Origin of the sequence: Sphingomonas astaxanthinifaciens DSM 22298 (assembly GCF_000711715.1) — a bacterium.
GTDB classification, from domain to species: Bacteria; Pseudomonadota; Alphaproteobacteria; order Sphingomonadales; family Sphingomonadaceae; genus Sphingomicrobium; species Sphingomicrobium astaxanthinifaciens_A.
Map to the genome: position 1 here is coordinate 42,657 of NZ_JONN01000002.1, position 23,781 is coordinate 66,437.

At 67.8% G+C, this 23,781-nt stretch carries 23 protein-coding genes and 1 tRNA gene; 13 read left to right on the forward strand and 11 right to left on the reverse strand.

Going from position 1 to position 23,781, the window contains the following annotated elements; genetic code table 11:
- Positions 1 to 4: 4 nt before the first annotated feature.
- Entirely contained in the window at positions 5 to 1,168 is a 1,164-nt protein-coding gene (locus BS69_RS0111220; protein WP_029942045.1) for an alpha-hydroxy-acid oxidizing protein, read from the forward strand.
- Here the strand turns inward: BS69_RS0111220 and BS69_RS0111225 are convergent.
- The 5 genes from BS69_RS0111225 to BS69_RS0111245 form a co-directional block, all read right to left on the reverse strand.
- Positions 1,165 to 2,541, reverse strand: a complete 1,377-nt coding sequence (locus BS69_RS0111225; RefSeq protein ID WP_029942046.1) for an efflux transporter outer membrane subunit — start codon at positions 2,539 to 2,541, stop codon at positions 1,165 to 1,167. The genes BS69_RS0111220 and BS69_RS0111225 overlap by 4 nt on opposite strands.
- The gene (locus tag BS69_RS0111230) at positions 2,538 to 3,746 is read right to left on the reverse strand and encodes an HlyD family secretion protein (RefSeq protein ID WP_084184602.1); all 1,209 of its coding nucleotides are present in this window, start codon (positions 3,744 to 3,746) and stop codon (positions 2,538 to 2,540) included. The genes BS69_RS0111225 and BS69_RS0111230 overlap by 4 nt, the downstream gene beginning before the upstream one ends.
- Positions 3,746 to 5,428 (reverse strand): MFS transporter, encoded by a 1,683-nt coding sequence (locus tag BS69_RS0111235; protein ID WP_037504839.1) that lies wholly within the window; start codon positions 5,426 to 5,428, stop codon positions 3,746 to 3,748. The genes BS69_RS0111230 and BS69_RS0111235 overlap by 1 nt, the downstream gene beginning before the upstream one ends.
- A gap of 97 nt (positions 5,429 to 5,525) precedes the next feature.
- Positions 5,526 to 5,879, reverse strand: coding sequence for an antibiotic biosynthesis monooxygenase family protein (locus BS69_RS0111240; RefSeq protein WP_029942049.1), 354 nt, complete (start codon positions 5,877 to 5,879; stop codon positions 5,526 to 5,528).
- Entirely contained in the window at positions 5,876 to 6,205 is a 330-nt protein-coding gene (locus BS69_RS0111245; protein ID WP_029942050.1) for an NIPSNAP family protein, read from the reverse strand. The genes BS69_RS0111240 and BS69_RS0111245 overlap by 4 nt, the downstream gene beginning before the upstream one ends.
- Positions 6,206 to 6,517: 312 nt before the next feature.
- Between BS69_RS0111245 and BS69_RS0111250 the strand changes: the two genes are divergently transcribed.
- On the forward strand, positions 6,518 to 7,531 hold the full coding sequence (locus BS69_RS0111250) for a glycosyltransferase family 2 protein (protein ID WP_084184604.1): 1,014 nt from the start codon (positions 6,518 to 6,520) through the stop codon (positions 7,529 to 7,531).
- A gap of 628 nt (positions 7,532 to 8,159) precedes the next feature.
- On the opposite strand, the gene BS69_RS0111255 is transcribed toward BS69_RS0111250, so the two are convergent.
- Positions 8,160 to 8,236 (reverse strand) — tRNA-Arg (locus BS69_RS0111255).
- Positions 8,237 to 8,248: 12 nt separating this feature from the next.
- Entirely contained in the window at positions 8,249 to 9,184 is a 936-nt protein-coding gene (locus BS69_RS0111260) for an alpha/beta fold hydrolase (RefSeq protein ID WP_051676770.1), read from the reverse strand.
- A gap of 113 nt (positions 9,185 to 9,297) precedes the next feature.
- On the opposite strand from BS69_RS0111260, the gene phaR reads away from it, so the two are divergent.
- From phaR to glmU, 4 genes are all read left to right on the forward strand, one after another.
- A complete protein-coding gene (gene phaR, locus BS69_RS0111265; protein ID WP_029942053.1) occupies positions 9,298 to 9,831 on the forward strand; it encodes a polyhydroxyalkanoate synthesis repressor PhaR in 534 nt (177 codons plus the stop codon).
- 13 nt (positions 9,832 to 9,844) lie between these two features.
- Complete coding sequence (locus BS69_RS0111270; protein ID WP_051676771.1) at positions 9,845 to 10,252, forward strand: hypothetical protein; 408 nt, start codon at positions 9,845 to 9,847, stop codon at positions 10,250 to 10,252.
- A gap of 319 nt (positions 10,253 to 10,571) precedes the next feature.
- Positions 10,572 to 11,240: a hypothetical protein gene (locus BS69_RS13785; protein ID WP_051676772.1), complete on the forward strand. Its 669-nt coding sequence runs from the start codon at positions 10,572 to 10,574 to the stop codon at positions 11,238 to 11,240.
- A 90-nt stretch (positions 11,241 to 11,330) separates the two neighbouring features.
- Positions 11,331 to 12,692: a bifunctional UDP-N-acetylglucosamine diphosphorylase/glucosamine-1-phosphate N-acetyltransferase GlmU gene (gene glmU, locus BS69_RS0111285; RefSeq protein ID WP_029942056.1), complete on the forward strand. Its 1,362-nt coding sequence runs from the start codon at positions 11,331 to 11,333 to the stop codon at positions 12,690 to 12,692.
- Positions 12,693 to 12,696: 4 nt separating this feature from the next.
- On the opposite strand, the gene BS69_RS0111290 is transcribed toward glmU, so the two are convergent.
- Both BS69_RS0111290 and BS69_RS0111295 read right to left on the reverse strand, forming a co-directional pair.
- Positions 12,697 to 13,329, reverse strand: a complete 633-nt coding sequence (locus tag BS69_RS0111290) for a hypothetical protein (protein ID WP_029942057.1) — start codon at positions 13,327 to 13,329, stop codon at positions 12,697 to 12,699.
- Positions 13,330 to 13,360: 31 nt separating this feature from the next.
- On the reverse strand, positions 13,361 to 13,978 hold the full coding sequence (locus tag BS69_RS0111295) for a hypothetical protein (protein ID WP_029942058.1): 618 nt from the start codon (positions 13,976 to 13,978) through the stop codon (positions 13,361 to 13,363).
- Positions 13,979 to 14,139: 161 nt separating this feature from the next.
- Here BS69_RS0111295 and glmS point away from each other — a divergent pair, with 161 nt between their 5' ends.
- The gene (glmS, locus tag BS69_RS0111300) at positions 14,140 to 15,963 is read left to right on the forward strand and encodes a glutamine--fructose-6-phosphate transaminase (isomerizing) (protein WP_029942059.1); all 1,824 of its coding nucleotides are present in this window, start codon (positions 14,140 to 14,142) and stop codon (positions 15,961 to 15,963) included.
- A 4-nt stretch (positions 15,964 to 15,967) separates the two neighbouring features.
- Here the strand turns inward: glmS and BS69_RS0111305 are convergent, their stop codons facing one another.
- Complete coding sequence (locus tag BS69_RS0111305) at positions 15,968 to 16,879, reverse strand: LysR family transcriptional regulator (protein WP_051676773.1); 912 nt, start codon at positions 16,877 to 16,879, stop codon at positions 15,968 to 15,970.
- 67 nt (positions 16,880 to 16,946) lie between these two features.
- Between BS69_RS0111305 and BS69_RS0111310 the strand changes: the two genes are divergently transcribed.
- From BS69_RS0111310 to BS69_RS0111335, 6 genes are read left to right on the forward strand one after another with little or no spacing between them, the layout of a single operon-like run.
- On the forward strand, positions 16,947 to 18,080 hold the full coding sequence (locus tag BS69_RS0111310) for an EpsG family protein (protein WP_051676774.1): 1,134 nt from the start codon (positions 16,947 to 16,949) through the stop codon (positions 18,078 to 18,080).
- Between the two features lie 36 nt (positions 18,081 to 18,116).
- Positions 18,117 to 18,995 carry a glucose-1-phosphate thymidylyltransferase RfbA gene (gene rfbA, locus BS69_RS0111315; RefSeq protein ID WP_029942062.1) on the forward strand — a complete coding sequence of 293 codons (879 nt, stop codon included), beginning with the start codon at positions 18,117 to 18,119 and terminating at the stop codon, positions 18,993 to 18,995.
- Positions 18,988 to 19,539 (forward strand): dTDP-4-dehydrorhamnose 3,5-epimerase, encoded by a 552-nt coding sequence (gene rfbC / locus BS69_RS0111320; protein WP_029942063.1) that lies wholly within the window; start codon positions 18,988 to 18,990, stop codon positions 19,537 to 19,539. Before rfbA ends, rfbC begins: the two co-directional genes overlap by 8 nt.
- Complete coding sequence (gene rfbB / locus BS69_RS0111325; RefSeq protein WP_029942064.1) at positions 19,536 to 20,591, forward strand: dTDP-glucose 4,6-dehydratase; 1,056 nt, start codon at positions 19,536 to 19,538, stop codon at positions 20,589 to 20,591. Before rfbC ends, rfbB begins: the two co-directional genes overlap by 4 nt.
- Positions 20,588 to 21,463: a dTDP-4-dehydrorhamnose reductase gene (gene rfbD, locus BS69_RS0111330; protein WP_029942065.1), complete on the forward strand. Its 876-nt coding sequence runs from the start codon at positions 20,588 to 20,590 to the stop codon at positions 21,461 to 21,463. The genes rfbB and rfbD overlap by 4 nt, the downstream gene beginning before the upstream one ends.
- Positions 21,463 to 22,527 (forward strand): glycosyltransferase family 4 protein, encoded by a 1,065-nt coding sequence (locus BS69_RS0111335; protein ID WP_029942066.1) that lies wholly within the window; start codon positions 21,463 to 21,465, stop codon positions 22,525 to 22,527. Before rfbD ends, BS69_RS0111335 begins: the two co-directional genes overlap by 1 nt.
- Here the strand turns inward: BS69_RS0111335 and BS69_RS0111340 are convergent.
- Positions 22,517 to 23,746: a glycosyltransferase gene (locus BS69_RS0111340; RefSeq protein WP_051676775.1), complete on the reverse strand. Its 1,230-nt coding sequence runs from the start codon at positions 23,744 to 23,746 to the stop codon at positions 22,517 to 22,519. The two genes, BS69_RS0111335 and BS69_RS0111340, sit on opposite strands and share 11 nt — an antisense overlap.
- Positions 23,747 to 23,781 lie beyond the last annotated feature (35 nt).

Sequence of the window (23,781 nt, forward strand, 5' to 3'; positions counted from 1 at the left end):
GGGCATGCACTACGGTGACTTCCAGACGAGCATCTACATGGCCGGGCTGGGCGGGGTGGTGCCCAAGCTCCCGACCGACTTCGCCTCGCTCCAGCGCCAGGCCGAGGCCGCCATGCCGCGCGACGCGCGCAATTACGTCCAGGGCGGCTGCGGCGACGAATGGACGCAGGACAGCAACGCCGTCGCCTTCCGCCACTGGGGGATGGTGCCGCGGATGCTGCTCGACTCCACGACGCGCGACCTCTCGGTCGAACTGTTCGGCCGCCGCTTTCCAAGCCCGCTTTTCATGGCCCCGGTCGGGGTCAACGGCTTCGTCACCGCCGACCAGCATGGCGACCTGGCCGCGGCCAAGGCGTCGGCGGCGACCGGCGTGCCCTTCTGCCTCTCGACGCTCGCCAATGATCCGATCGAACAGGTCGCGGCGGCGACGGGCGACACGCCCTTCTTCTTCCAGCTCTATACGCCCAAGGACGAGGAACTGGCCCAGAGCCTCGTCGCCCGGGCCGAACGTGCGGGGGCGAGCGCGCTGGTGGTGACGCTCGACACCTGGGTGACGGGCTGGCGACCGCGAGACCTCAACACCGCGACCTTCCCCCAGCTGCGCGGCGCGGTGCTCCACAATTATTTCAGCGATCCCGTCTTCCGCTCGCGGCTGGCCCGGTCGCCCGAGGACGATCCGCAGGCGGCGATCGCGGCCTGGGCCCAGACCTTCGGCAAGGTGCTGACCTTCGAGCATCTTTCCTGGCTGAAGTCGCTGAGCAAGCTGCCACTGGTCCTGAAGGGGATCTGCCACCCGGATGACGCGCGCCGCGCGATCGACCTCGGCGCCGACGCCATCTACGTCTCGAACCACGGCGGACGCCAGGCCAATGGCGGCATCGCGGCGATCGACATGCTTGCCGATGTGGTCGAGGCCGCCGGCTCGACCCCGGTTCTGTTCGACAGCGGGATCCGCTCGGGCACCGACGCGATCAAGGCGGTGGCGATGGGCGCGCGGATGGTCGGAATCGGCCGGCCCTATGTCTATGGCCTTGCGCTCGACGGGGCCGAGGGCGCCGCCCACGTCCTTCGCTGCATCCTCGCCGAGGCCGATCTCCTGATGGCGGTCAACGGCTATCCGACGCTCGATCACGTCCGCGCGGCGGGCGTGGTCCGGACCGCGGCCTAGGGGGCCGGCGGGCCGCTCCAGCCGCCGCCCATCGCCTGGTAGAGCGCCACGGTCGCGTTGAGCTCGTCGGTCCGCAGCTGGGCGAGATTGAGGTCGGTGGCGAGCAAGGCGCGCTGGGCGTCGAGCTGCTCGAGATAGGAGGTGTAGCCCGCTTCGTAGCGATTGGTCGCGTGCCTGAGGGCGTCGGCGAGGGCCACGCGCTGGAGCGACAATTCGCGGCGCTGCTCGCCGAGCCGGCGGACCGCGGCCAAAGCGTCGTCGACCTCGCGGAAGGCGGTGAGCGCGGTCTTGCGATAGGTGAAGAGCGCCTGGTCACGGCGCGCGGCGCTGGCGTTGAGATTGCCCGACAGCCGCCCGCCCTGGAATATCGGGGCGAGGACGCTCGCGCCCAGCGACCAGATGCTGACGGGATCGCCGAGCGCGCCCGAAATGACCGCGCCGAGGCTGGCGGCGAGGTTGATGCGCGGCAAAAATTGCGCGCGCGCGGCGGCCAGCGAGCTGTCGCTCGCCGCCACCTGATATTCGGCGCTGGCGATGTCGGGGCGGCGGCGGAGCAGCTCGGACGGCAGCAAGGCGGGAACGGGCAGGGGCCTCAATTCGGCAAGGCTGCGGCCACGGATGACGTCGCGCGGGGTAGTGCCGGTCAAGAGCGCGAGGGCATTCTCCTGCCGGGCGATGGCGAGGCGGAGCTGCGGCAGCAGCTGGGTGGTCGAGCGATATTCGGCTTCGGCCTGGCGCAGCTCGAGGTCGCTCGTATAGCCGACCCGCGCCCGGTTGCGGCTGATCCGAAGTGCCTCGGTCCGGCTGGCGACGGTCTGCTCGGCGATGGCGAGCCGGGAGTCGAGGCCGCGCAGGGTGAGGTAGCCGCTGGCGGTCGCGCCGGCGACGCTGAGGGCCGCGGCATCGCGTGCCGCGGCGCTGGCGAGATAGGCCGAGCGCGCGGCAGAGGCGGTTTCCCGCACCCGGCCGAACAGGTCGAGCTCGTAGGATGCCTGGAGAAGCGGCTGGGCGCTGGTGTTGGTCGATGGCGTACCGAAGGGACTGACGGTGCGCGCCTCCTGCACGCCCACGCCGGCGTCGAGCGATGGGAGAAAGGCGGCGCGGGCGATCTGCTCCTGCGCCCGCGCTTCGCGGACCCGAGCGGCGGCGATGGCGATGTCGCTGTTATTGGCGAGCGCGGTCTCGACGAGCGCGGTCAGGACCGGATCGCCGAAGCCGTTCCACCACGCCTTGTCGAGCGGGACGGTGGCGGTGAGCGGAGTCCGCCAGCCGCTGTTCGGGATCACGGCCACGCCCTCGGGAAGGGGCGGGGTGGCGGGCACGCAGGCGGCGAGAAGGCCCGCGGCCGCGAGGGGCCCGAGCGCCCGCCTCACTTGACCCCCGCCGTGTCGATCCGCGCCTCGACCGACATGCCGGGGCGGAGCCGCTGGGCGAGCCGCTGGCCGGGGTCGATCGCGATCCGGACCGCGATCCGCTGCGCGACCTTGACGAAATTGCCGGTCGCATTGTCGGGTCGGATGACGCTGAACTCGCTTCCCGCCGCGGGGGCGAGCTGCTGGACGGTACCGGTCAGTTCCTCGCCGCCAAGCGCATCGACCCGGATTCGCGCCTTCAGGCCGGGGACGATCTTCGCGGTCTGCGCTTCCTTGAAGTTGGCGACGACCCAGACGGTCTTTGGCACCAGGAACATCATCTGGCTGCCGGCGGTGACATATTGGCCGAGCCGGACCCCGAGCTCGCTCACCTGCCCATCCTGCGGCGCGCGGATGATGGTGTTGGCAAGGTCGATTTGCGCGAGGCGAAGCTGGGCCTGGGCATTGGCGACCCCGGCCTCGAGTCCGCCGCGGCCGACCGTCACCGTCCGCACCTGCTCCTCAGCCACCGACCGCTGCGCCTCGGCCTGGAGCACCGCGGCCTCGGCCTGGCGGAGCGCGGCAAGCGTCTGGTCTCGTTCGCGCAGGGACAGCGAGCGCTCAGCGACCAATTCGTTGACCCGCGCCATGTCGGCACGCGCCTTGGCGAGCTGGGCGCGGGCATTGGCGACCGCGGCGGTCTGGCCGGCGACCTGCGCCTCGCTCGACCGGCGGCTCTGCTGCGAATTGGCAAGGCTCGCCTGCTGCGCCGCGATCGCCGCCTCGGCTTGCTGGACCCGCTGGCGGTAGATGCGGTCGTCGATCCGGGCGAGCGGCTGGCCGGCCTTCACTTGGCTGAAGTCCTGCACGAAGACCTGCGTCACATAGCCGTTGACCTGCGGCGCGATCACCGTGGTCTGGCCGCGGACATAGGCATTGTCGGTGGTCTGCACGCTGGTGACGAACGGCGGCAGCCCCCAGGCATAGAGGACAAGCAGCGCGCCCGCGATCAGGATCGCGACGAAGGCGAGCGTGCCCTTCAGCCCCGAGCGCGGCGGTGCCCAGCCGCGCGACCGTTTCTCGGGGGCGGGCGTGTCGGCCTCGATGGGGTCGGTCAGCCGCTCGTGCGTCTCGGGCTCGAACTGCGGCGGCGCGGCGGTGCGCCGCTGGTCGCTCGAGCCGACCGGGTCGGCGACGGGGGTGGGGGCGGTAGTGTCGTTGGCCATCAGCGGTTCGCAAGCATCTTCTGTAGCGCGGCGAGGTCCGCCGCCAGGGGGTTTACGCCACGCACACGAAGCACCAGCCAGCGCCCGCCGAGCCACAGGAAGGCGAGCGCGGCGAGGAAGGCGATCAACAGGAAGACGTCGTTGAAGGCGAGGATCGCGGCCTCGCGGCTGACCTGCGCGCTCAAGGTCGCGGCGCCCTGCGCCTGGCGGAGGACGGGATCGCCGACCACCCGGCCGTAGGCGCCGCCCAGCTGCTGGAGCCGCTGCACGACGAGGGGATCGGTGGCGACGATCGACTGGACCAGCTCGTGGCTGTGGAATTTCTGGCGGATGAACTGGAAGGTGCCGAGCAGCGCGGTTCCGCCGAGACCGCCGATGGTCTGCGAGACGCCGAACACCGCCGAGAAGCTGACCATGTGGCTCGGCCCCTTGGACAAGGCGCGAAGCACGCCGGCCATCATCGTCGGTCCGGTAAAGAGGATGGTCGCAAAGGCGATCATCGCCTGGCTCAGGAGCAGGTTGTCGGGCCGGGTGAGGTTCGAGGCGTCGGCGTCCATCCACGCGGCGATCCCGATCAGCGCGATCGAGACCACGATCGGGCGAAGGAGGTCGGTGGGGGTCATCGTGTAAAGTCCGACCGCGAGCCCGGCGAGGCTTGCGAGGGTGACGATGAGGTAGAAGTGGACCAGCTGGTCCTGGCCCATGCCGACCAAGGTCAGCAGCCCGATCGAACCATAGCCCTGTTCGCTCAGCAGCACGCGCATCACCGCGGCAATGGCGGCGAAGCGGATGATCGCCCGGCTTGCGATCCAGCGGGTGTTGAGCATCGGATTGGCGCGATTGTGCTCGATCAGCATCGCCGCGCCGATGAGAACCACCGAGGCCGCGAGCGCGTAGCCGATCCAGGGCGTCGTCCACCACACGATCCGCCCTTGGACGAGGACGGCGGTCAAGAGCGCGATGCCCGGCGCGAATAGCGTCATGGTGACCGCGTCGAGCTTCTCGAACACCGGCGCGCGCTCGCTTGGCGGCAGGCGAAGGAGCGCGACGCAGCCGAAGCAGATGAGCGCCAGCCCGAATTCGAACAGGTAAAGCGTCTGGAGATCGCCGTTCACCAGCAGCAGCGGCGACAGGAAGCGGGCCAGCGGAAGCGCGATCTGGCCAAGGCCGATGCCCATGATCATGCCCCCCAATCGCGCCGCCGGGGGCATCGCCTGCATGATGTAGAAGAAGCCCAGCGGGCTGAACCCGGCCGCGATGACCCCGGCGGCGGCGCGAACCGAGACCTCGGTCCAGAAGCCGTGGACGAAGATCTGCAGGCCCGTCAGCAGCACGAACCCGATCAGGAACACGCGGGTGATTCGCTGCAGCCCGAATTGCTGGCGAAACTTGATCAGCACGAAGCTCGTGCAGACGTTGGTCATGGAATAAGCCGCCGCGATCCACCCGCCCTCGACCGGGGTCAGGCCGAGGTCGCCCTGGATTTGCGGCAGGTTGGCGACGAGGATTCCGTTGGCGAGACCGGCGCTGATCGAGATCAGCACCCCGATCAGGAAATAGCCGATCCGCCGCGGAAGCGGATGCTCCGGCGTCGCGGGCGAGCCGGGCATGAAGGGGCGCTCATGAGGCTTGAACTCGTAGTCGGCGCCGGGCGCGGAAGAGGTGTCGTTACGGCTCGCCAAGGATCGTCTCGGCTTGCGCAATGCACGCCGTGCGAAATCGTTGCGCGGCGGTGGAAAGTTCACGGCCCTAGGTGCACGTCTCGGTCGCGCCCGATCGTCATCTGCTCCGTTCGTGCACGGCCGGGCTGTCAGATGGTGCCTGCGCGCGATCGGTGAGGCGGTAGTCCCGTGACACCTCGGCAATACGGAGGCGGTAGTCGCGAGACACCCCGGCCCGGCCCCTGGCCTGCGTCGCCCGATGCTCCGGACTGTTGCGCCAGGCAGCGATCGCCTGCTTGTCACGCCAGAACGACAGCGACAATAATTTCCCCGGCTCGGCCAGGCTTTCGAAGCGCCCGATCGAGATGAAACCGTCGATGAAATCGAGCTGGGGCCTGAGCGCGGCGGCAAGGTCGAGATAGTGATCCTGTTCGCCGGCCGCCGGCCAGGCCTCGAAGAGAACCGCGATCACGGGCGGACGATTTCCGCATGGGGCGCGGAGGCGAGCCGCAGGAACAGGCGGTCTTCGCGGCGGATGAATTTCTCCCTCTGCGCGAAGGCGAAATTCTCCCGTCCGAGCGGATCATCGCGCAGCCGGGCCCGATATTGTTCGTAAGCGGCCAGGCTCTCGATCGAATAGACCCCATAGGCCGTGGTCGCCGAGCCTTCGTGCGGCGCGAAATAGCCAATCAGGGTGGCCACGCAACGCGGGATCGCCGTGCCCCAGTTGCGGGCATATTGGTCGAATTGCGGGAGCTGATTGGGGTCCAGCTCGTAGCGGATGAAGCACGTGATCATGGCGACAGTCTCCGGTTGGCGGGGACCGGTTAGTCGCTTGGCGGGCTTCGATGTTTCGTCGATGACCGAAACATTATCGCCCACTTTTATCTACAATCGGGGCGCGAACGAGGACCCCGCCGTTTCGAGAAATCTAGCGAGGCGTGAACTCCGTGCTTCATTGCTCCTCAGGACGGACATTCCCTCGCTAGGGAACTATCTTTAAAAGCGCTCTATGCGGAAAAGTACCATTCCGCTCCGAGGCAGTGATCCCTATGGCTCGGCCTGATCTACTCAGTGGCTCGTGTGCCGCGACAATATCGAGGAGTTCGAATGTCCCCGCGTGCTACTGTGATGATCCCCGTTTATAACGGCGCACTAAATCTACCCGAAACGATCCAGTCCCTTGAAGCGCAGACGTTTAAGGACTTTGAGGTGATATTTGCGGACGACAAATCCGAAGATGATAGCCTTGAGCTGCTCTCCGCCTTTGCCGCGAAAGACCATCGGGTAAGGGTCCTATCGTTGCAAAAGAACCTTGGGGACGCTCCCAAGGTGCTGAACGAGATTATCAAGCACAGCCGTGGGGACTACCTCGTATATTCGTCGCAGGATGATCTTTATTCTCCTGACTGGATTGAGAGAATGGTAACACGGGCTGATGAAACGGGAGCCGACGCCGTAATTCCCGACCTCGTCTTCCTGGGGCTGTCATCACCCAGCCTCGTTGGCGTTCATGGCGACCGTAGCGTCGTGCTGACCAATCGAGAGGCGGTGACTTTCGCCCTCGACACCGTAATCCCGGGGAATGCTCTGCTACGAGCTTCGGTGGTCAAGAAGATCATGTACCCAAACATAGGGGCGTGGGCGGATGCTTACGCTTCTAAGCTCTTCTTTCTGTCCTGCAATAAAGTCGCCTTCTGCGATGGGGTCTTCTACTATCGAAGGGGCAATCCTGAGGCCATTACTCAAAAGATATCAACAAAGATCTTCGATGCGCCCATGGCAGATATCTTCACCGCCAGAATGTTGCGGGACAACGACTTTGATCCTCGGCTCACAGCGCGAATGGTTCTGCGGGCCTTTGAGCAGGTGTTCATGCTCTCCGCCTATGTCTGGCCCGTGAAGACGGATGACCAGAGAATGATGGAGGCAAAGATTCGCGAGTACTTGGAAATCTTCGCGTCGCAAGAGATCGCGGACATGCTTGCAAAGGGCGGGCTCTCGGCGAGAGATAAATTTTTGCGGTACGGAGCGACGAATCGCTACGGGGTTTTTCGCTTAGCTTTAGTTGTGTTCAATGCTGCGAAGGTAGCCAAGACCGTCTTGTTGCGCATTCGGCGCTAGTCGGACAGTGACTGGTTAGAAGGGCGGCTCGTCTTGGAAGGATTTCTCTGAGCTACCTTCGCAGCGAGTCTGACAGTCCTTATCTCTCGCCTACAAGGATCCTTAGCTTCCAAGCAGTTCTGACTTAATAGTGGGCGGCGCACTAGCATTTTTCTCTCAACGCAGTTTGGAGCTTGGGACATTACGCCACGCTGCTAGAACTGATACCAACATTTCAGGCGGAGACGTGAGAAGGCGTCAAAGTCGCCGCTGCAAACGATCAACTGTCCACGCGGGAGCGGCGCCATTGCCGGCATGGCGCTCTACCTTCTTTTGCTTACTTTAACGCCAGAGATCATGAGTTCCAAAGGTGTGGATCAGGAGAGAGTCCCTCCGCCATTGGAGCAAAGCTGATGACTGCGACCGAACGATGAATACTAAATGCTAATCGCACCCCATCCGCGTCCAGTCGTCTACGGATGTCTGGAATGGGTCGGGAGCCCACATTTGCCCAACCGACAAACCAGCGACCGCTTTCGCGGCATCGCCGCGGATACCGGTCATTCCTGACGGCCGCCACAAGACTTCGCTTCTCAGTTTCATCCCGCCGGGAGAAGTAGGATGACGGCATTCGTCTGATCTGCAAAGCTGGCGCACCCGACAGGATTCGAACCTGTGGCCTCTGCCTTCGGAGGGCAGCGCTCTATCCAGCTGAGCTACGGGTGCCTTGCGCTCGCCCTAGCGGGGGCGGCCCGGCCCTTCAAGCCATTGCAGCAGGGGGCGGTGAAGGAGCCGCGCGGCGTCGCGGCCGACGACCATTCCGACATGACCGGCGGGGAGGTCGATTCCCTCGCCCGGTGCCCGCGTCGCGGCCGGTACGATCCTGTCGCCGCGCGCGGTCACATGGAGGGCCGGGCAGGCGGGAAGGGGGCCAAGGCCCGCCTTACGCGCCACGAACAGGTCCTCGACCAAGGCGCGAGCGGCGGGCAGTGGCAGGGCTTCGCCCCCATTGGCCCAGTCTTCGAGCGCGACGAAGCGGCGGGCTTCCGTCGACCCCTGCGCTGCGTCGGCGAAGCGCGCGAACTTGGTGACGATGCGCTCGGGGTCGATCTGCCAGAAGGCCGTTTGCAGCAGCTCCATCGGAAGGAAACCGAGCTGGCGGGCGACCGGCAGCGATTCCCGCCACAGCCGCGCCAGCACGTCGGTCGCCTCGTCGGGATAGGCATCGAACCGCCACGGGGAGGCGAGCGTGACAACCGCGGCGGCAAGCTCGTCGCGCGCGGCGGCGGCGAGCGAGAGCGTGCCCCCAAGGCAATAGCCGACGAGGGTCGCCGGCCCGGCGTTCGCCAGCAGCGGCAGCAGCAATGCCTCGACATGTCCGACGAGGTCGAGCTGCGCCCGCGCGGCCGCCGGACCCCAGTCGAGCAGCAGCACGCGGTGCCTCGCGGCGAGCGCCTCGGCGAGCGAGCAATCGGGATCGAGGTCGAGGATGTCGGGCGGGTTGATCAGCGACGGCACGAGGATGAGCGTCGCTCCCTCGCCGCCGCAATCGCGCAGGCTGGCCCCCCCGACCGACGCGAGCACCGGCCGCTGCGCGCGCGGCGGCGGCGGCGCGCTTTCCTGGTAACGCCTGAGCCCCGCCAGCGCCCGCTGGCCGAGTTCAGGATTTCGCAACGCGGCATCGCGCAGGAGGGCGAGGAAGAGGGGCAGGGGTCGCGGCCCGCGCGTTTGTTGCGGTGCGGCAGACGGCGGTGCTAGGTCCTGACCCACCTGTCGAGGACTGCCCGATGAATGCCGCTCCCCACAAGATCACGATCAAGAAATATGCCAATCGCCGGCTCTACGACACCGAGAGCTCGACCTATGTCACGCTCGACCGGCTGGCGCAGATGATCCGCGAGGGTCGCGACTTCGTCGTGGTCGACGCCAAGACCGGCGAGGACATCACCCACCAGGCGCTGACCCAGATCATTGTCGAGGAAGAGGCACGGGGCGGCGCAACCATGCTCCCCGCGAGCTTCCTTCGCCAGCTGATCGCGCTCTACGGCAATTCGATGCAGACCATGGTGCCAGGCTATCTTGACGCGGCGATGCAGAGCTTTTCCAAGAACCAGGCGGCGTTCAAGGACGCCTTCGGAAGCAACCTGTTCGCCGACATGGCCAAGCGCCAGATGGAATTCATGGAGCAGGGGGCCAAGGCCCTCGCCGGGGTGGTGAAGCCGCAGGAGCGGCCGGCGTCGGCGGCGCAGAACGACGACGTGACGGCGCTCAAGGCCGAACTCGACGCGCTTCGCGCCAAGGTCGACAAGCTCGCGCGCTAGGAGGATTTCGCCCTTGTTCCTGCTTTTCGCGGCGCTCCAGGCCGCCGCTTTCCCCGGCGTGCCCGCCGACTGGCGCACCCGTCCGATCAATGCCGGCGAGTGGAGCTGGCGCAGCGGTCCCGACACCAGCGAAGCGGTCTTTTCCGATTCGCGCGGGCCCCAGCTCGTGATCCGTTGCACGCGAAGCACTCGGCGGGTGAGTTTCTCACGAACCGGCGCGGTGCCGGGCGCGCCGATTCGCATCGCGACCACCAGCAGTGACCGCCTCCTGACCGGCAGCATGGTGCTCGCGAGCGATCCGCTGCTCGACGCAATTTCGTTCAGTCGCGGGCGCTTGTGGGTGGATGTTCAGGGGACCTTGCCGCTGGTCCTGCGGTCGGCGGCGGAGCCCGCGCGAAGCATCGAGGATTGCCGAAGCTAGGCTTCATTTCAAGACTTGAACGATGTCGCCGTTCGCGCATTCTGACGCTGCCAACAACACAGCGAAAGGAGGTGATCCGATGTCTCATGGTTCAGCAGAGAGGTCGGTGAAGTTCGTTCGGGAGACTCGGGCCTAAACAACCCGCGCTAATGGTCTCCCGGGCTGGAGCTCTCCGGCCGCTGACCATGTCGAAGGGGCCGTCGCAGCCAAGCGACGGTCCCTTTTACGTGTCAGCCCATGGCCTTGCCTCTTGACTTGAGGAACCGTTGCACGGCTGCATCGTCTTGTCGAAAACGCCTTTCAGCAGGGGAGAGACATCGTGGCCCGAGCCAAGACGACCAAGTCGAGCAGCCAGAGCGGCAGCAGCAGTTCCGCCAGCAAGGACAATGGCGCTGCCGACAACAATTCGATCAACGACACCTTCGACAAGCTGGCCAAGGCCGCGATGAGCAAGGAAATGCTCGCCGCCGGGCTCGCCGCCGCCGCGGCCGCGATCAGCGCCAGCCCGTCGGTCCGCCGCAAGATCCGCGATGCCGGGCTCGACGCCGCCGACAGCGCCAGCAGCGCCGCCAGTTCGATGGCCGCCAGCGTCGGCAAGCTCGGCTCGCTGATCGCCGAAGCGGTCGCCGACGCCGCGCAGAAGGTCCTCGGGGGCGCGTCGGGTTCCTCGTCCTCCTCATCCTCGTCCTCGGCAAAGAGCAGCGGCACCGCCCGCCGCGCTTCGAGTGCCGCCAGCACCGCCAAGCGCAGCGCCAGCCAGCGCGCCGCGGGCGCCAAGGAGAAAGCGACCGGGACCGGCCGCTCGGCTTCTGCGCCCAGCCGCGCGCGCAAGCCCGCTGCCGCCAAGGCCGCCGATGGCGCGGCCGCTGCCACGCCCAAGCGCTCGACCGCGACCCGCAGCCGTTCGGCCAGCCGCACCAGTGCCGGCGCTGCCCGCCGCGCCGCGCCGCGCAAGCCTTCGGGCGGCGGCGAGGGCAGCAACGGCTAGGCCTCGCCTCAGCAGCAATATGACGGGGCCTTCGCTCACCCGGGCGGAGGCCCTTTCGCTTTCCGGAGCAAAGTGCCAGAGCCCCCGCCCATGAATTCGCTTGCCGTCGTCATCCTCGCCGCGGGTCAGGGCACCCGCATGGCGTCCGACCTGCACAAGGTCCTCCATCCGCTGGCCGGACGCCCGATGCTGATGCATCTCCTCGACACGGTCGCGGCGATCGGTGCCGAGCGCACCGTGCTGGTGGTCGGCAAGGGTCGCGAGCAGCTCGAGGCGGCGGTCGCCGGCCGCGATGACCTCGCCATCGCCGTCCAGGCCGAGCAGAAGGGCACCGGCCACGCGGTCGCGCAGGCCGCCGATGCGCTTGCCGGCTTTTCGGGCAATGTCCTCGTCCTCTATGGCGACACGCCGTGCGTCGAGGCCGAGACCCTGCGCGCGATGGTAGAGCGGCTCGATCGCGCCGACGCGCCGGGCGTCGTGGTGCTGGCTTCCTCGCCCGCCGATCCCGCCGCTTACGGCCGGGTCATCCTGGGGCAGGGCGATCACATCGAGCGCATGGTCGAATATAAGGACGCCTCACCCGAGGAGCGCGCGGTCCGGCTGTGCAACAGCGGCATGCTCGCGGCCAAGGCGAGCGACCTGTTCGCCTGGCTGGGCGAAGTCGGCAACGACAATGCCGCGGGCGAATATTATCTTCCCGACGTGGTGATGGTCGCCAACCGCCATGGCCGCCACGCGGTCGCGGTCGAATGCGAGGCCTGGCAGACCGCAGGGATCAACAGCCGTGCCGAGCTCGCCGGGGTCGAGCGCGACTGGCAGCAACGGCGCCGCGCCCGCGCCATGGCCGAGGGGGCGACCCTGCTCGATCCCGAGACCGTCTGGTTCAGCTTCGACACGGCGCTCGGCCGTGACGTGCTGATCGAGCCCAATGTCTTCTTCGGTCCCAAGGTCAGCGTCGGCGACGCGGTCGTCGTCCGCGCCTTCTCGCACCTCGAGGGCGCGACGCTCGGCCGCGGCGCCGAAGTCGGCCCCTACGCCCGGCTCCGCCCCGGCGCGATGGTGGGCGAGTGCGCCAAGGTCGGCAACTTCGTCGAGGTGAAGAAGGCGAAGCTCGGGGCCGGCGCCAAGGTCAATCACCTCAGCTACATCGGCGACGCCGAGGTGGGTGCGAAGGCCAATATCGGCGCCGGCACCATCACCTGCAATTACGACGGCTTCTTCAAATATCCGACCCGGATCGGGGAAGGGGCCTTCATCGGCTCGAACAGCTCGCTGGTCGCGCCGGTCTCGGTCGGCGCGGGCGCTATCGTCGGCGCGGGCTCGGTCGTCACCCGCGACGTCGAGGCCGACGCGCTCGGCGTCACCCGCGCGGACCAGAAGCAGCTCTCCGGCTGGGCCACCCGCTTCCGCGAACGGCAGCGCGCGAAAAAGGCCGGAGCCGGAGAGCGCTAGTCGGTTACCGCGAGGCGGTCTGCTTGGCGAAGTTGCCGGCCGCCTCGCTGAAGTTGCGCTGGAACACGTCGATCAGCTCGGCATCCGCGGCGGTCGTGTCCTCGCCTTCCTTGACCGGGAAGATCTTGAGGCCGTTGCCGCCCATGGTCTTGCGGATCGTCGGCTCGGCCGTGCCCGGCTGGAAGGTGCGGAGCATGAAGCTGGTCCGCAGCGAGCGGCCCCACATCGCGGCCTTCTGGTAGAAGACGTCGGTCACCATCAGCTCGGAATAGCAGGTGGCGGCCGAGTCCGACCGACGGGTCTTGATCTTGTTGATCGTCTTGCGGTCGAGCGCCTCGGCATGGGTGACGATCTTCGACGGCGGAAGATTGAGCAGCTTGACGAGGTCGAGCTTGGTCAGCGCGTCGAGCTGGCCCTGCGGATCGAGCGCCGAGGCGAGATGCGACCGGCGCGCCTTGTCGCCGTTGGCATGGCCGGCGGCGTCGAGCAGGCCCCCGCCGAGCCAGCCGGTCGTCATCGCCTGGAAACGCTCGGCGGGCCAGATGTGGAGTTCGCAGGCCGGCTGGGCCGAGTCCTGGGCCATGGCCGGCGTGGCCGTCGCGAGCACGGCGAACGGCAGCAGAAATCGAAGTCGCATATTCCCCCCCTGTTGGTAATTATCTTCCGGATTATTTCTTCGGCGGCCTGCTGCTGCTGGCGAGCAGCTTTTCGACCGCCTGCTTGAAGGACGTTTCGACCAGGCTGGTCGCGGCCGGCAGGTCGCCCGGCTCCTTCATCTTGAAGCCCGGCATCGGCGCGGCGGTGAAGCCGCTGAAGCGCTTCTCCTCGCCTGCGGCCGGATAGCGTCGGACGACGCCGAAAATCCGCAGCGAGCGCTGGGCAAGGCCGCCACGCTCGAGGATGACCTGCGGGATCAGAACCTCCACCGCGCAGCCATCGCCGGGCCGCGGGCGGGCGCCGACCGCCTCCTGCCGGGTGATCGGCTGGGGGTCCGCGGAAATCGTTCCCGCATTGACCTGAAGCAAGGCGGCGAGCGGCAGTTGCTGAATGAGCGCCAGCTGCCGTTCCGGGGTTAGCCAGTCGAGCGGCTTGCCCGCCGCGGCGGCATAATCGCGCAGGTCCTGGTCGACCCTCTTCACCGCATCGAAATCTTCGCCGACACTCGTTGGCTTTGCGGCCGGGCGAACGATGATGGCGCAAGTGTCGGTCGCCTGCGCCGACGCCGGCGAGGCGAGCGCGGTCGCCGACAAGGCGGCAGCCAGGCCGCCAATCACGATGGTCTTCAACGGATCCCCCCAGATCTTCTGTCGGTTCGGTCTAAAATCGGATTGGCGACAAGAAAAGGGACATTGATTTCCCGCCCGCGATCTTCTGAGAGAAAAACGATGCGGTGTGGCGGCGAAGCCGCTAGCGAGCGCGCGACTGACGCCTTCTCGGGATATTGTACATGTGCGGAATTGTAGCGATCGTCGGCAAGCAAGCCGTTGCCACCCGGCTGTTCGAGGGGCTCAAGCGGCTTGAATATCGGGGCTATGACAGCGCCGGCATCTGCACCGTGGTCGACGGCGACTTCCAGCGCCGCCGCGCCGAGGGCAAGCTCGACAATCTCGCCCAGCGCCTCGCCGAGGACCCGCTCGGCGGCGACGTCGGGATCGCGCACACCCGCTGGGCGACCCACGGCGCGCCGACCGAGGGCAATGCCCATCCGCACATCGCCGGGCCGGTGGCGCTGGTCCACAACGGCATCATCGAGAATTTCAAGCCGCTCCGCGAGGAACTGCTCGCGGAGGGCCGCACCATCCTGTCCGAGACCGACAGCGAGGTCGTCGCCCACCTCGTGGCCCGCGAAATCGAGCGCGGCGCGACCCCCGAGCAGGCGGTTGCCACCGTCCTTCCGCGCCTTCACGGCGCCTTCGCCATGGCCTTCCTGTTCCGCGATGCACCCGACCTCGTGATCGGCGCGCGCATGGGGGCGCCGCTGACCGTCGGCTATGGCGAGGGCGAGAACTACCTCGGCTCGGACGCCATTGCGCTCGCGCCCTGGACCCGGAAGATCGCCTATCTCGAGGAAGGCGACTGGGTCGTTGTCGAGCGCGATAACGTCCGCATCTTCGACCGCGCCAACCAGCCGGTGACCCGCGCGCAGGTCGACAGCGAGGCCTCGGCCGAGACCATCTCCAAGGGCAATCACGCGCACTTCATGCGCAAGGAGATCTTCGAGCAGCCGGTGGTCGTCGCCCAGACCCTGCAGAGCTATGTCCGCGCCTTCGACGGTGAAGTCGCCATTCCCGCCACCGACTTCGACTTCGCGGGCGTCGAGCGGGTGACCATGGTCGCCTGCGGCACCAGCTATTACGCCGGCATGGTCGGCAAATACTGGATCGAGCGCTTCGCCCGGGTGCCGGTCGACATCGATGTCGCGAGCGAGTTCCGCTATCGCGATCCGATCCTGGAAAAGGGCGGCCTTGCCCTCTTCATTAGTCAGTCGGGCGAGACCGCCGACACCCTCGCCGCGCTTCGCCATGCCCGCGAACAGGGGCAGAAGATCGCGGTGGTGGTGAACGTGCCGACCAGCTCGATGGCGCGAGAGGCCGACCTCCTGCTCCCGACCCGCGCCGGGCCCGAGATCGGGGTCGCCTCGACCAAGGCCTTCACCTGCCAGCTGGCGGTGCTCGCCGCGCTCGCGGTCAACCTCGCCCGCGCCAAGGGCCGGATCAGCCCCGAGGAAGAGCGCGAGATCGTCGCCCATCTCGCCGAGGCGCCCGAGGCCATGACACGCGCGCTCGACCATGACGCCGACATCCTCGCCATGGCGCCGCTGATCGTGCCGGCGCGCGATGTCCTCTACCTCGGCCGCGGCCCGGACTATCCGATGGCGCTCGAGGGCGCCTTGAAGCTCAAGGAAATCAGCTACATCCACGCCGAAGGCTATGCCGCGGGCGAGATGAAGCACGGGCCGATCGCGCTGATCGACGACCAGGTCCCGGTAATTGTCCTCGCGCCCTCGGGGCCGCTGTTCGAGAAGACCGTCAGCAACATGCAGGAGGTCCGTGCGCGCGGCGGCAAGATCGTGCTGATCAGCGATGTCGAGGGGATCGCCGAGGCGGGCGAGGGGGCGATGGCGACCATCGAGATGCCGCACGTCCACCCGCTGATCGCGCCGCTCGTATACGCCGTCCCGGTCCAGCTCCTCGCCTATCACGTGGCGGTGCTGAAGGGCACCGACGTCGACCAGCCCCGCAACCTCGCCAAGAGCGTGACGGTCGAGTGAGCGCCTAAGCCGCCGCCGCCTGCTCCAGCCCGCGGACGTGGGCGATGAGGCGGTCGTAGAGGAAGTCGATCACGGCCCGCACGGCGGGCTGGTGGCGGAGCCGCTCGTGGGTGAGCAGCCACAGGCAGCGATCTTCCTCGGGCGGTGGGGCGCAGCGGATGAGGTCGGGCATGGCGTCCGCGACGATGCAGGGCAGGGCCGCGATGCCGAGGCCGGTGCGGACCGCGCTCATCAGCCCCGTGGCGCTTCCCTGCTCGACCGTGACCCGGTCGGCGAGGCCGGCCTGCTCGATCCAGGCGCCATATTCGCGGGCGAGCATCCCGCCGCCGCCGCCGACGATGACATGATCGCGCAGGGCCTCGATGGTGGCGGGGACGCCATGGCGCTGGGCGTAGGCGTGGCTGCAGTATAGCGTCCACTCGTCCTTGCCGATCACCCGGCCGACGAGGCCGGCCCCCTCGATCCGGCGGCTGCTGCGAAGGGCGATGTCGGCTTCGCCCGCGGCGAGGTCGCGCAGGCCGACGGCATTGTCGATCTCGATCCTGATCTCGGGATAAAGTTCGCGCAGCGGGACGAGATTGGGCGCGAGGAGGGCGCTGCTGAAGATTTCCTCGGCGGTGATGCGGACGGTGCCCGAGCGGCCCCGGGCGGCGGCGCGGGCCTGCGCCTCGGCGGCGAGCGCGGCTTCCTCGACCGCCTCCGCCCGACCGACCAGCGCTTCGCCGAGCGCGGTGAGGGCATAGCCCGCCGGGCGGCGCTCGAAGAGGGCGAGGTCGAGCGCTTCCTCGAGCGCGGCGATGCGGCGGGCGACGGTGGTCTGGCTGACCCGGAGCGCGCGGGCGGCGGCGAGCGTGCTCCCGCTTCGCGCGACCGCGAGGAAGGCGCGCCAGTCGTTCCAGTCGGCGTCCCGCTGCATCGCCGAAGCATAGGCAATCGCTCTTTGCTTGTCAGCCGATGGCGCGCCTGCCACAGCGCGGCTGTCCATGCTCCCCTACTGGCTCCTATTCTTCTATTTCGCGCTGGGCGGCCTGCTCGGGCGGAGTGCGTTCCGCGCCGCGGTGCCGGTGAACGGCAACGCCGCGATGCCCGAGGCAGGGGGCAACGAACCGTCCGCCGCGCCCCGCGCGCACCTTCGCCGGGGCGGCGTGGGGCTGTTGTTCGGAATGCTGCTCGTCGCGCTGATGGTGGGGCTGCGCTACAGGGTCGGCGCGGACTGGCAGACCTATGAAGCGATCTTCAGCCGCGCCGATCTCGGTTCCTTCGGCAGCAGCATCTCCCGCGGCGACTGGGGCTACCAGCTCGTCAACGCCCTGATCGCCAAGAGTGGTGGCGCAGTGTGGCAGGTCAATCTCGTCTGCTCGAGCCTGTTCGCCTGGGGCCTGTGGCGCTTCGCCGAGCGCCAGCCCGATCCGTGGCTGGTGATCGTGGTGGCGGTGCCCTACCTGATCGTCGTCGTCGCCATGGGCTACAGCCGGCAGGCGGCCGCACTCGGGATCCTGATGGCGGGGCTGGCCGCGGTGCTGCGCGGGTCGGAGATCTTCCGGTTCGCGCTTTACGTATTGGTCGCGGCCCTCTTTCACCGAACCGCCATCGTCCTCCTCCCGCTGATGGGCTTCGTCTTTCCGCGCTCGCGGGCGAGCAACGTGCTCCTGCTCCTCGCCCTGTCGATCTCGCTCTACACCGTTTTCCTCCAGGACAGCGTAGAGGTTCTCCGGACCAACTATGTCGACGCGCGCTACTCCTCGCAGGGCGCGGGCATCCGCGTCGCGCAGGTCGCACTGGCCGCGATCATCTATTTCGCCGCCCGCCGCCGATTCGGTTTCGACGAGGTCGAGCGTCGGATCTGGCGAAACTTCGCGGTAGTGGGATTGCTGATGGTCCCGGTGCTTGCGCTCACTCCGAGTTCGACGGCGGTCGACCGGATTTCGCTCTACCTGTTCCCCTTGCAATTGGCGGTGATCGGCCGCCTGCATCTCGCGTTCCGCCGCGAAGCGCTCGGGCGGTTGGTGGTAGTGGGCTATTCCGCCGCGGTTTTGTTCGTGTGGCTCAATTTTGCGGTTCACGCGCAATTTTGGCTGCCCTATCGGAACGTCGTCACCTCCGACCGGGTGCGCTAGGGAGCTTATGACCACCATTTTCCGGAACCCCCGTCCGTGAAGGGGATCATCCTTGCCGGCGGAAGCGGCACGCGCCTCTTCCCCTCGACCATCGCGGTCTCCAAGCAGCTGCTCCCGGTCTACGACAAGCCGATGGTCTATTATCCGCTCGGCATGCTGATGCTGGCGGGGATCCGCGAAATCCTGCTCATCTCGACCCCGCAGGACCTGCCCCAATTCGAGCGGCTGCTGGGCGACGGCTCGGCCTTCGGCTTGTCCCTGAGCTATGCCGAGCAGGCCGCGCCCAACGGGCTTGCCGAGGCCTTCATCATCGGCCGCGAATTCGTCGGCGAGGATCGTGTCGCGCTCGTGCTCGGCGACAACATCTTCTACGGCGCCGGCCTCAGCGAACTGGCGACCCGCGCCGCCGCGGTCGAGCAGGGGGCGACCGTCTTTGCCTATCCGGTCGAGGATCCGGAGCGCTACGGCGTCGCGACCTTCGATGCCGACGGGCGCGTCACCAGCATCGAGGAGAAGCCCGCGAATCCGCAATCGCAATGGGCGGTGACTGGCCTCTATTTCTACGACAACCGGGTGCTCGACATCGCCGCCAACCTGCAGCCGTCGCCACGCGGCGAGCTCGAGATCACCGACGTCAACAAGGCCTATCTCGCGCTCGGCGAGCTTTACGTCAGCAAGCTCGGCCGCGGCCATGCCTGGCTCGATACCGGGACCCACGACAGCCTGCAGGACGCGGGCGCGTTCGTCCGCACGATCGAGCAGCGCCAGGGCCTCAAGGTCATGTGCCCCGAGGAGATCGCGCTCGAGCAGGGCTGGCTGACCGCCGACCAGGTGCTGGCCCGGGCCGACCAACTCGGCAAGACCAGCTACGCGACCTACCTCCGGCGTCGCGCACGGGAGCTGGCCGGTGCTTGAGGTGGCCCCGACTGGCCTTGCGGGCGTGCTCGAGATCCGCCCCCGCCGGATCGGCGACGACCGCGGCTTCTTCTCCGAGGTGTGGAACGCCGCCACCTTCGCCGAAGCGGGGATCGAGACCGGCTTCGTCCAGGACAATCACAGCCGCTCGGCCAAGGGCGTGCTGCGCGGCCTCCACTACCAGCTTCCCCCCTTCGCCCAGGCTAAGCTGGTCCGGGTCAGCCGCGGCGCGGTGTTCGACGTCGCGGTCGATATCCGCCGTTCGAGCCCGACCTTCGGCCAGTGGACCGGGGTCGAGCTGTCGGCCGACAGGTGGAACCAGCTGTTCGTCCCGGCCGGCTTCGCGCACGGTTTTCTCAGCCTCGAAGAAGGCTCGGAGGTCCAGTACAAGGTGAGTGAGCGTTACAGTCCCGAGCATGACCGGGGCATCCGGCCCGACGATCCGGCCATCGGGATCGACTGGCCGATGGCCGCGACCGACTGCCTGCTTTCGGCCAAGGATCGCAGCGCGCCGCTCCTCGCGGATGCCGAGGTGTTCGCGTGACCCGGGTCCTCGTCACCGGCGGCGCGGGCTTCATCGGCAGCGCGGTGGTGCGCCGGATGGTCGCGGGCGGCCATCATGTCGTGACCCTCGACAAGCTGACCTATTCGGGCTCGCTCTCGAGCCTGCGCGACGTCGAGGGGGCGGAGAACTTCCGCTTCGTCGAGGGCGACATCGCCGACCAAGCGCTGGTCGGCCGGATCCTGCGCGAGGAGCGGATCAAGGGCATCATGCACCTCGCCGCCGAGAGCCACGTCGACCGCTCGATCGACGGACCGGGCGTGTTCGTCGAGACCAATGTCGTTGGCACCTTCCGCCTGCTGGGCGCCGCGCTCGATTACTCGCGGAGCCTCGAGGGCACGGCACGCGACGCCTTCCGTTTCCACCATATCTCGACCGACGAGGTGTTCGGCGACCTGCCCTTCGACAGCGGCATCTTCACCGAGGAGACGCCCTATGCGCCAAGCTCGCCCTACAGCGCGAGCAAGGCCGCATCGGACCATTTCGTGCGCGCCTGGGGGCATACCTATGGCCTGCCGGTGGTGCTATCGAACTGCTCGAACAATTACGGGCCCTATCACTTCCCCGAAAAGCTGATCCCGCTGGTGATCCTGAACGCGCTCGAGGGGCGGCCGCTGCCGGTCTATGGCAAGGGCGAGAATGTCCGCGACTGGCTATTCGTCGAGGATCATGCCGAGGCGCTCGAGGCCGTGCTGACCAAGGGCGTTCCGGGCGAGAGCTACAATGTCGGCGGCCGGGCCGAGCGGACCAACCTCCAGGTCGTCGAGGCCATCTGCGACGCGCTCGACGCGCGGGTGCCGCTCAAGGATGGCGGTTCGCGCCGCGACCTCATCACTTTCGTAAGCGACCGCCCGGGGCATGACCGGCGCTATGCGATCGACTGCACCAAGATCGAGCGCGAGCTCGGCTGGCGCCCGTCGCGAAGCTTCGAGGACGGGCTTGGCGCGACGGTCGACTGGTATTTGAACAATCGCTGGTGGTGGGAGCCGCTCCGGCAGGCGTACGCCGGCGAGCGGCTCGGGACCGCCGGGTGAAGATCCTCGTCACCGGCCGGGACGGGCAGGTCGCCCGAAGCCTGGCCGAGCGGGGCGCGGGGCTCGCCGGTGTCGAACTCGTCTTCGCCGCCCGGCCCGATTGCGACCTCGCCGAGCCCGGCAGCGCCGCAGCCTACGTCGCGACCGTGAAGCCCGACCTAGTGGTCAACGCGGCGGCCTATACCGCGGTCGACAAGGCCGAGACCGAGGAAGCGCTCGCCTATCGGGTCAATGCCGAGGGCGCGGGCGAGGTCGCCGCGGCCGCCGCGGCGGTGGGCGCGCCGGTGATCCATCTCTCGACCGACTATGTTTATGACGGAAGCGGCGACGCGCCTTTGACCGAGGACCGCGCCATCGCTCCCCTGGGCGCTTACGGCCGGACCAAGGCTTCGGGCGAGGATCAGGTCCGCACGGCCAATCCCGACCATCTCATCCTCCGCACCGCTTGGGTCCACTCGCCCTTCGGGCACAATTTCGTGAAGACCATGCTGCGCCTGTCGGCCGAGCGCGACGAGCTGTCGGTGGTCGCCGACCAGCGCGGCTCGCCGACCAGCGCGCTCGACCTGGCCGGGGTCATACTCGCGCTCGCCGAGCGGCGCCTCGGCGGCGACGCGCGCGGGTGGGGCGAGACCTATCATGCCGCCGGCGCGGGCGAGGCGAGCTGGGCCGAATTCGCCGCCGAGATCATGCGCCAGGCGGGTGCGACGATCCAAATACGGCCGATCGCCACCGCCGACTATCCGACCCCCGCCCGCCGCCCGGCCTGGTCGGTGCTGTCGGGCGCGAAGCTGCGCGGCGCGTTTGGGATTGGGCTCGGCGACTGGGAGGAAGCGCTCTTACCCGTGGTGGCGCGGCTCGTTGGGGAGCGCTGATGCGCGTCCTGGCCTTCACCCGCTACGACCGCGACGCCGCCAGCACGCGCTACCGGTTGCTAGAGTATCTGCCCGCGCTGGCCGAGGCCGGCTTCGCGGTCGAATGGCATCCGCTGCTCGGCGAGGGACACATGAAGAGCCTCGTCGCGGGGAAGGGTGCATCGCCGGCGAGCCTGCCCGCCGCTTATGCGCGCCGGGCACGCCAGCTTACGCAAGGACCGCGGCCCGACCTCCTGTGGGTCTATGGCGAGCTGTTTCCCTATCTTCCGGCCGCGCTCGAGCAGCGGCTGATGCCGCGCGGCGTTCCGGTCATCTACGACTGGGACGATGCCTTTCATCTCGCCTACGAAGAGCACCGCCGCCCGCTCGTTCGGCGCCTCCTCGGGAACAAGTTCGGGACCTTGCTGCGATCCGCTGCCGGGGTGACCTGCGGCAACCCGCTCCTGCAGGAGCATATCGGCCGCTACTGCGCCAACACGCTCGTCGTCCCGACAGTGGTCGAGACCGAGCGCTGGCGGCCTGCCGAGCGTGACCGGTCGCCGGTGATCGGCTGGATCGGATCGCCCTCGACCTGGGCGAACATGAAACCCCTGCTTCCCGCGCTGGCGGCACTGCACCGCGAGACCGGCGTGCGCGTCCGTGCCATCGGGGCGGGGGCAGCGGCCGAGGCGGACCGGTTCGATGGGCTCGACCTCGTGGAATGGAGCGAGGCGACCGAAATCGCCGAGGTTCAGCTTTTCTCCATCGGAATCATGCCGCTGATCGACCGCGGCTTCGAGCGCGGCAAGAGCGGGTTCAAGCTCATCCAGTACATGGCCTGCGGGCTGCCGGTCGTCGCCTCGCCGGTCGGGGTCAATGTGAGCATCGTCCGCCCCGAGATCAATGGTCTCCTCGCCACCACCGAGGCGGAATGGGTCGAGGGCCTCCGTCGCCTAATCGCCGATCCCGCGTTGTGTGCGCGCTTCGGCGCCGAGGGGAGAAGAATCGCGGTCGCCGAATACAGCCTCGCTTCCCAGGCGCCGCGCGTGGTCGAACTCTTCCGGAGCGTGGCGCCTAGGCGCTGAGAAGGCCGCGGTAGATAGCGTCGTAGCGGCGAACGCCTTCCTCGAGATCGAACCAGTGTGCGAGCCCTGCGCGGAGCCGCTCCGGATCGAGCGCAAGCACCGCGAGAGCGTCCAGACCGGCATCATATCCCTGATCGTCGAGCTTCGGGATGGCGACGCCCGCGCCGGTTTCGGCAAGGATCCGGTCGACGTCGCCGACCCCGGCATTGGTCAGGACAGGCAGGCCGAGGGCGAGCAGCTCGCCGAGCTTGACCGGCGAGCTCGCGCGCTTGGAGAAGGTCGGGCGAATGAAGAACAGGCCATAGTCGGCGGCGGCAAGGAGCTCGGGCACCTGGGCGCGGCTTGCGGGCCGAATTCTCAGCGCCTCTGGGCCGATGCCGCGGGCGGCTGCCGCGGCCTCGATCGGGCCGGGATCGTCGCGGGTGACGAACAGCATGACCGAGGACGGATCGCGCGCGCGCTGGCGGGCGAAGCAGTCGAGCATCTCGGCTAGCATGTACCAGGTGCCGATCGAGCCGAGATAGGCGGCGACGGGCACGTGCGGTTCGATCCCCAGCAATACGCGGGCATCGGCGCGGCGCTCGGCCGTGATCGCGGGAAAGGCGCCAAAGTCGGTGCAGCAGGGGATGACCGTCACCCGCTCGGGGTTCGCGATACGCCACTCATCGGCAAGCACGGTCCGCGCTTCTTCGGTCAGCACCACGATGGCGTCGGCCTCGCGCAGGAACTGAGCTTCCTTGCGTTTCACCCAATGATAGGCCGCGCGAAAGACCGGGCTGCGGAGCAGCCACAGCCCGCCCTCGACCCGCTCGTCGGCCCAGAAGCCGCGCATGTCGAACAGAAAGCGGGTGCCGAAGCGGCGCTTCATCGCCTGCCCGACCATCGCGGCCACGTAGCTGCGGCAATGGACGATATCGAACGGGCTCTCGGCGTGGAGACCGACCGCCACGCGCTCCATCGTCCGGATGTCCTTGAGGGTCGAAACCATCGGCGGGCGTTTGGTATAACGTTGGGGCACCCAGCGGATCCCCGAGGCGGCGCATTGCGCATCGATCGCGGCGCGCCCCTCCTCGAACCGTTCCGGCTTCTCGAAGCTCACCAGAGTCACCCGGTGGCCGAGCGCGGCGAGCCCCTCGAGATAGGGCAGGACCTGGCTGGGCCCCAAGGGATCGGTCATCCCGTCGTAGCTGAGGTAGAGGATCGAAGCGGGACTGGTCATGGTCGCTTGCGCCTGCCCGATGCGTCCTCCCGGCG

Bases quoted from the DNA above. Each gene is read 5' to 3' on its own strand.
- glmU (WP_029942056.1), top strand. From the start codon at position 11,331: ATGAATTCGCTTGCCGTCGTCATCCTCGCCGCGGGTCAGGGCACCCGC.
- glmS (WP_029942059.1), top strand. From the start codon at position 14,140: ATGTGCGGAATTGTAGCGATCGTCGGCAAGCAAGCCGTTGCCACCCGG.
- BS69_RS0111250 (WP_084184604.1), top strand. From the start codon at position 6,518: ATGTCCCCGCGTGCTACTGTGATGATCCCCGTTTATAACGGCGCACTA.
- BS69_RS0111340 (WP_051676775.1), bottom strand. From the start codon at position 23,746: ATGACCAGTCCCGCTTCGATCCTCTACCTCAGCTACGACGGGATGACC.
- BS69_RS0111230 (WP_084184602.1), bottom strand. From the start codon at position 3,746: ATGGCCAACGACACTACCGCCCCCACCCCCGTCGCCGACCCGGTCGGC.
- phaR (WP_029942053.1), top strand. From the start codon at position 9,298: ATGAATGCCGCTCCCCACAAGATCACGATCAAGAAATATGCCAATCGC.
- BS69_RS0111310 (WP_051676774.1), top strand. From the start codon at position 16,947: ATGCTCCCCTACTGGCTCCTATTCTTCTATTTCGCGCTGGGCGGCCTG.
- BS69_RS0111335 (WP_029942066.1), top strand. From the start codon at position 21,463: ATGCGCGTCCTGGCCTTCACCCGCTACGACCGCGACGCCGCCAGCACG.
- BS69_RS0111220 (WP_029942045.1), top strand. From the start codon at position 5: ATGCACTACGGTGACTTCCAGACGAGCATCTACATGGCCGGGCTGGGC.
- BS69_RS0111245 (WP_029942050.1), bottom strand. From the start codon at position 6,205: ATGATCACGTGCTTCATCCGCTACGAGCTGGACCCCAATCAGCTCCCG.
- BS69_RS0111305 (WP_051676773.1), bottom strand. From the start codon at position 16,879: ATGCAGCGGGACGCCGACTGGAACGACTGGCGCGCCTTCCTCGCGGTC.
- BS69_RS0111290 (WP_029942057.1), bottom strand. From the start codon at position 13,329: ATGCGACTTCGATTTCTGCTGCCGTTCGCCGTGCTCGCGACGGCCACG.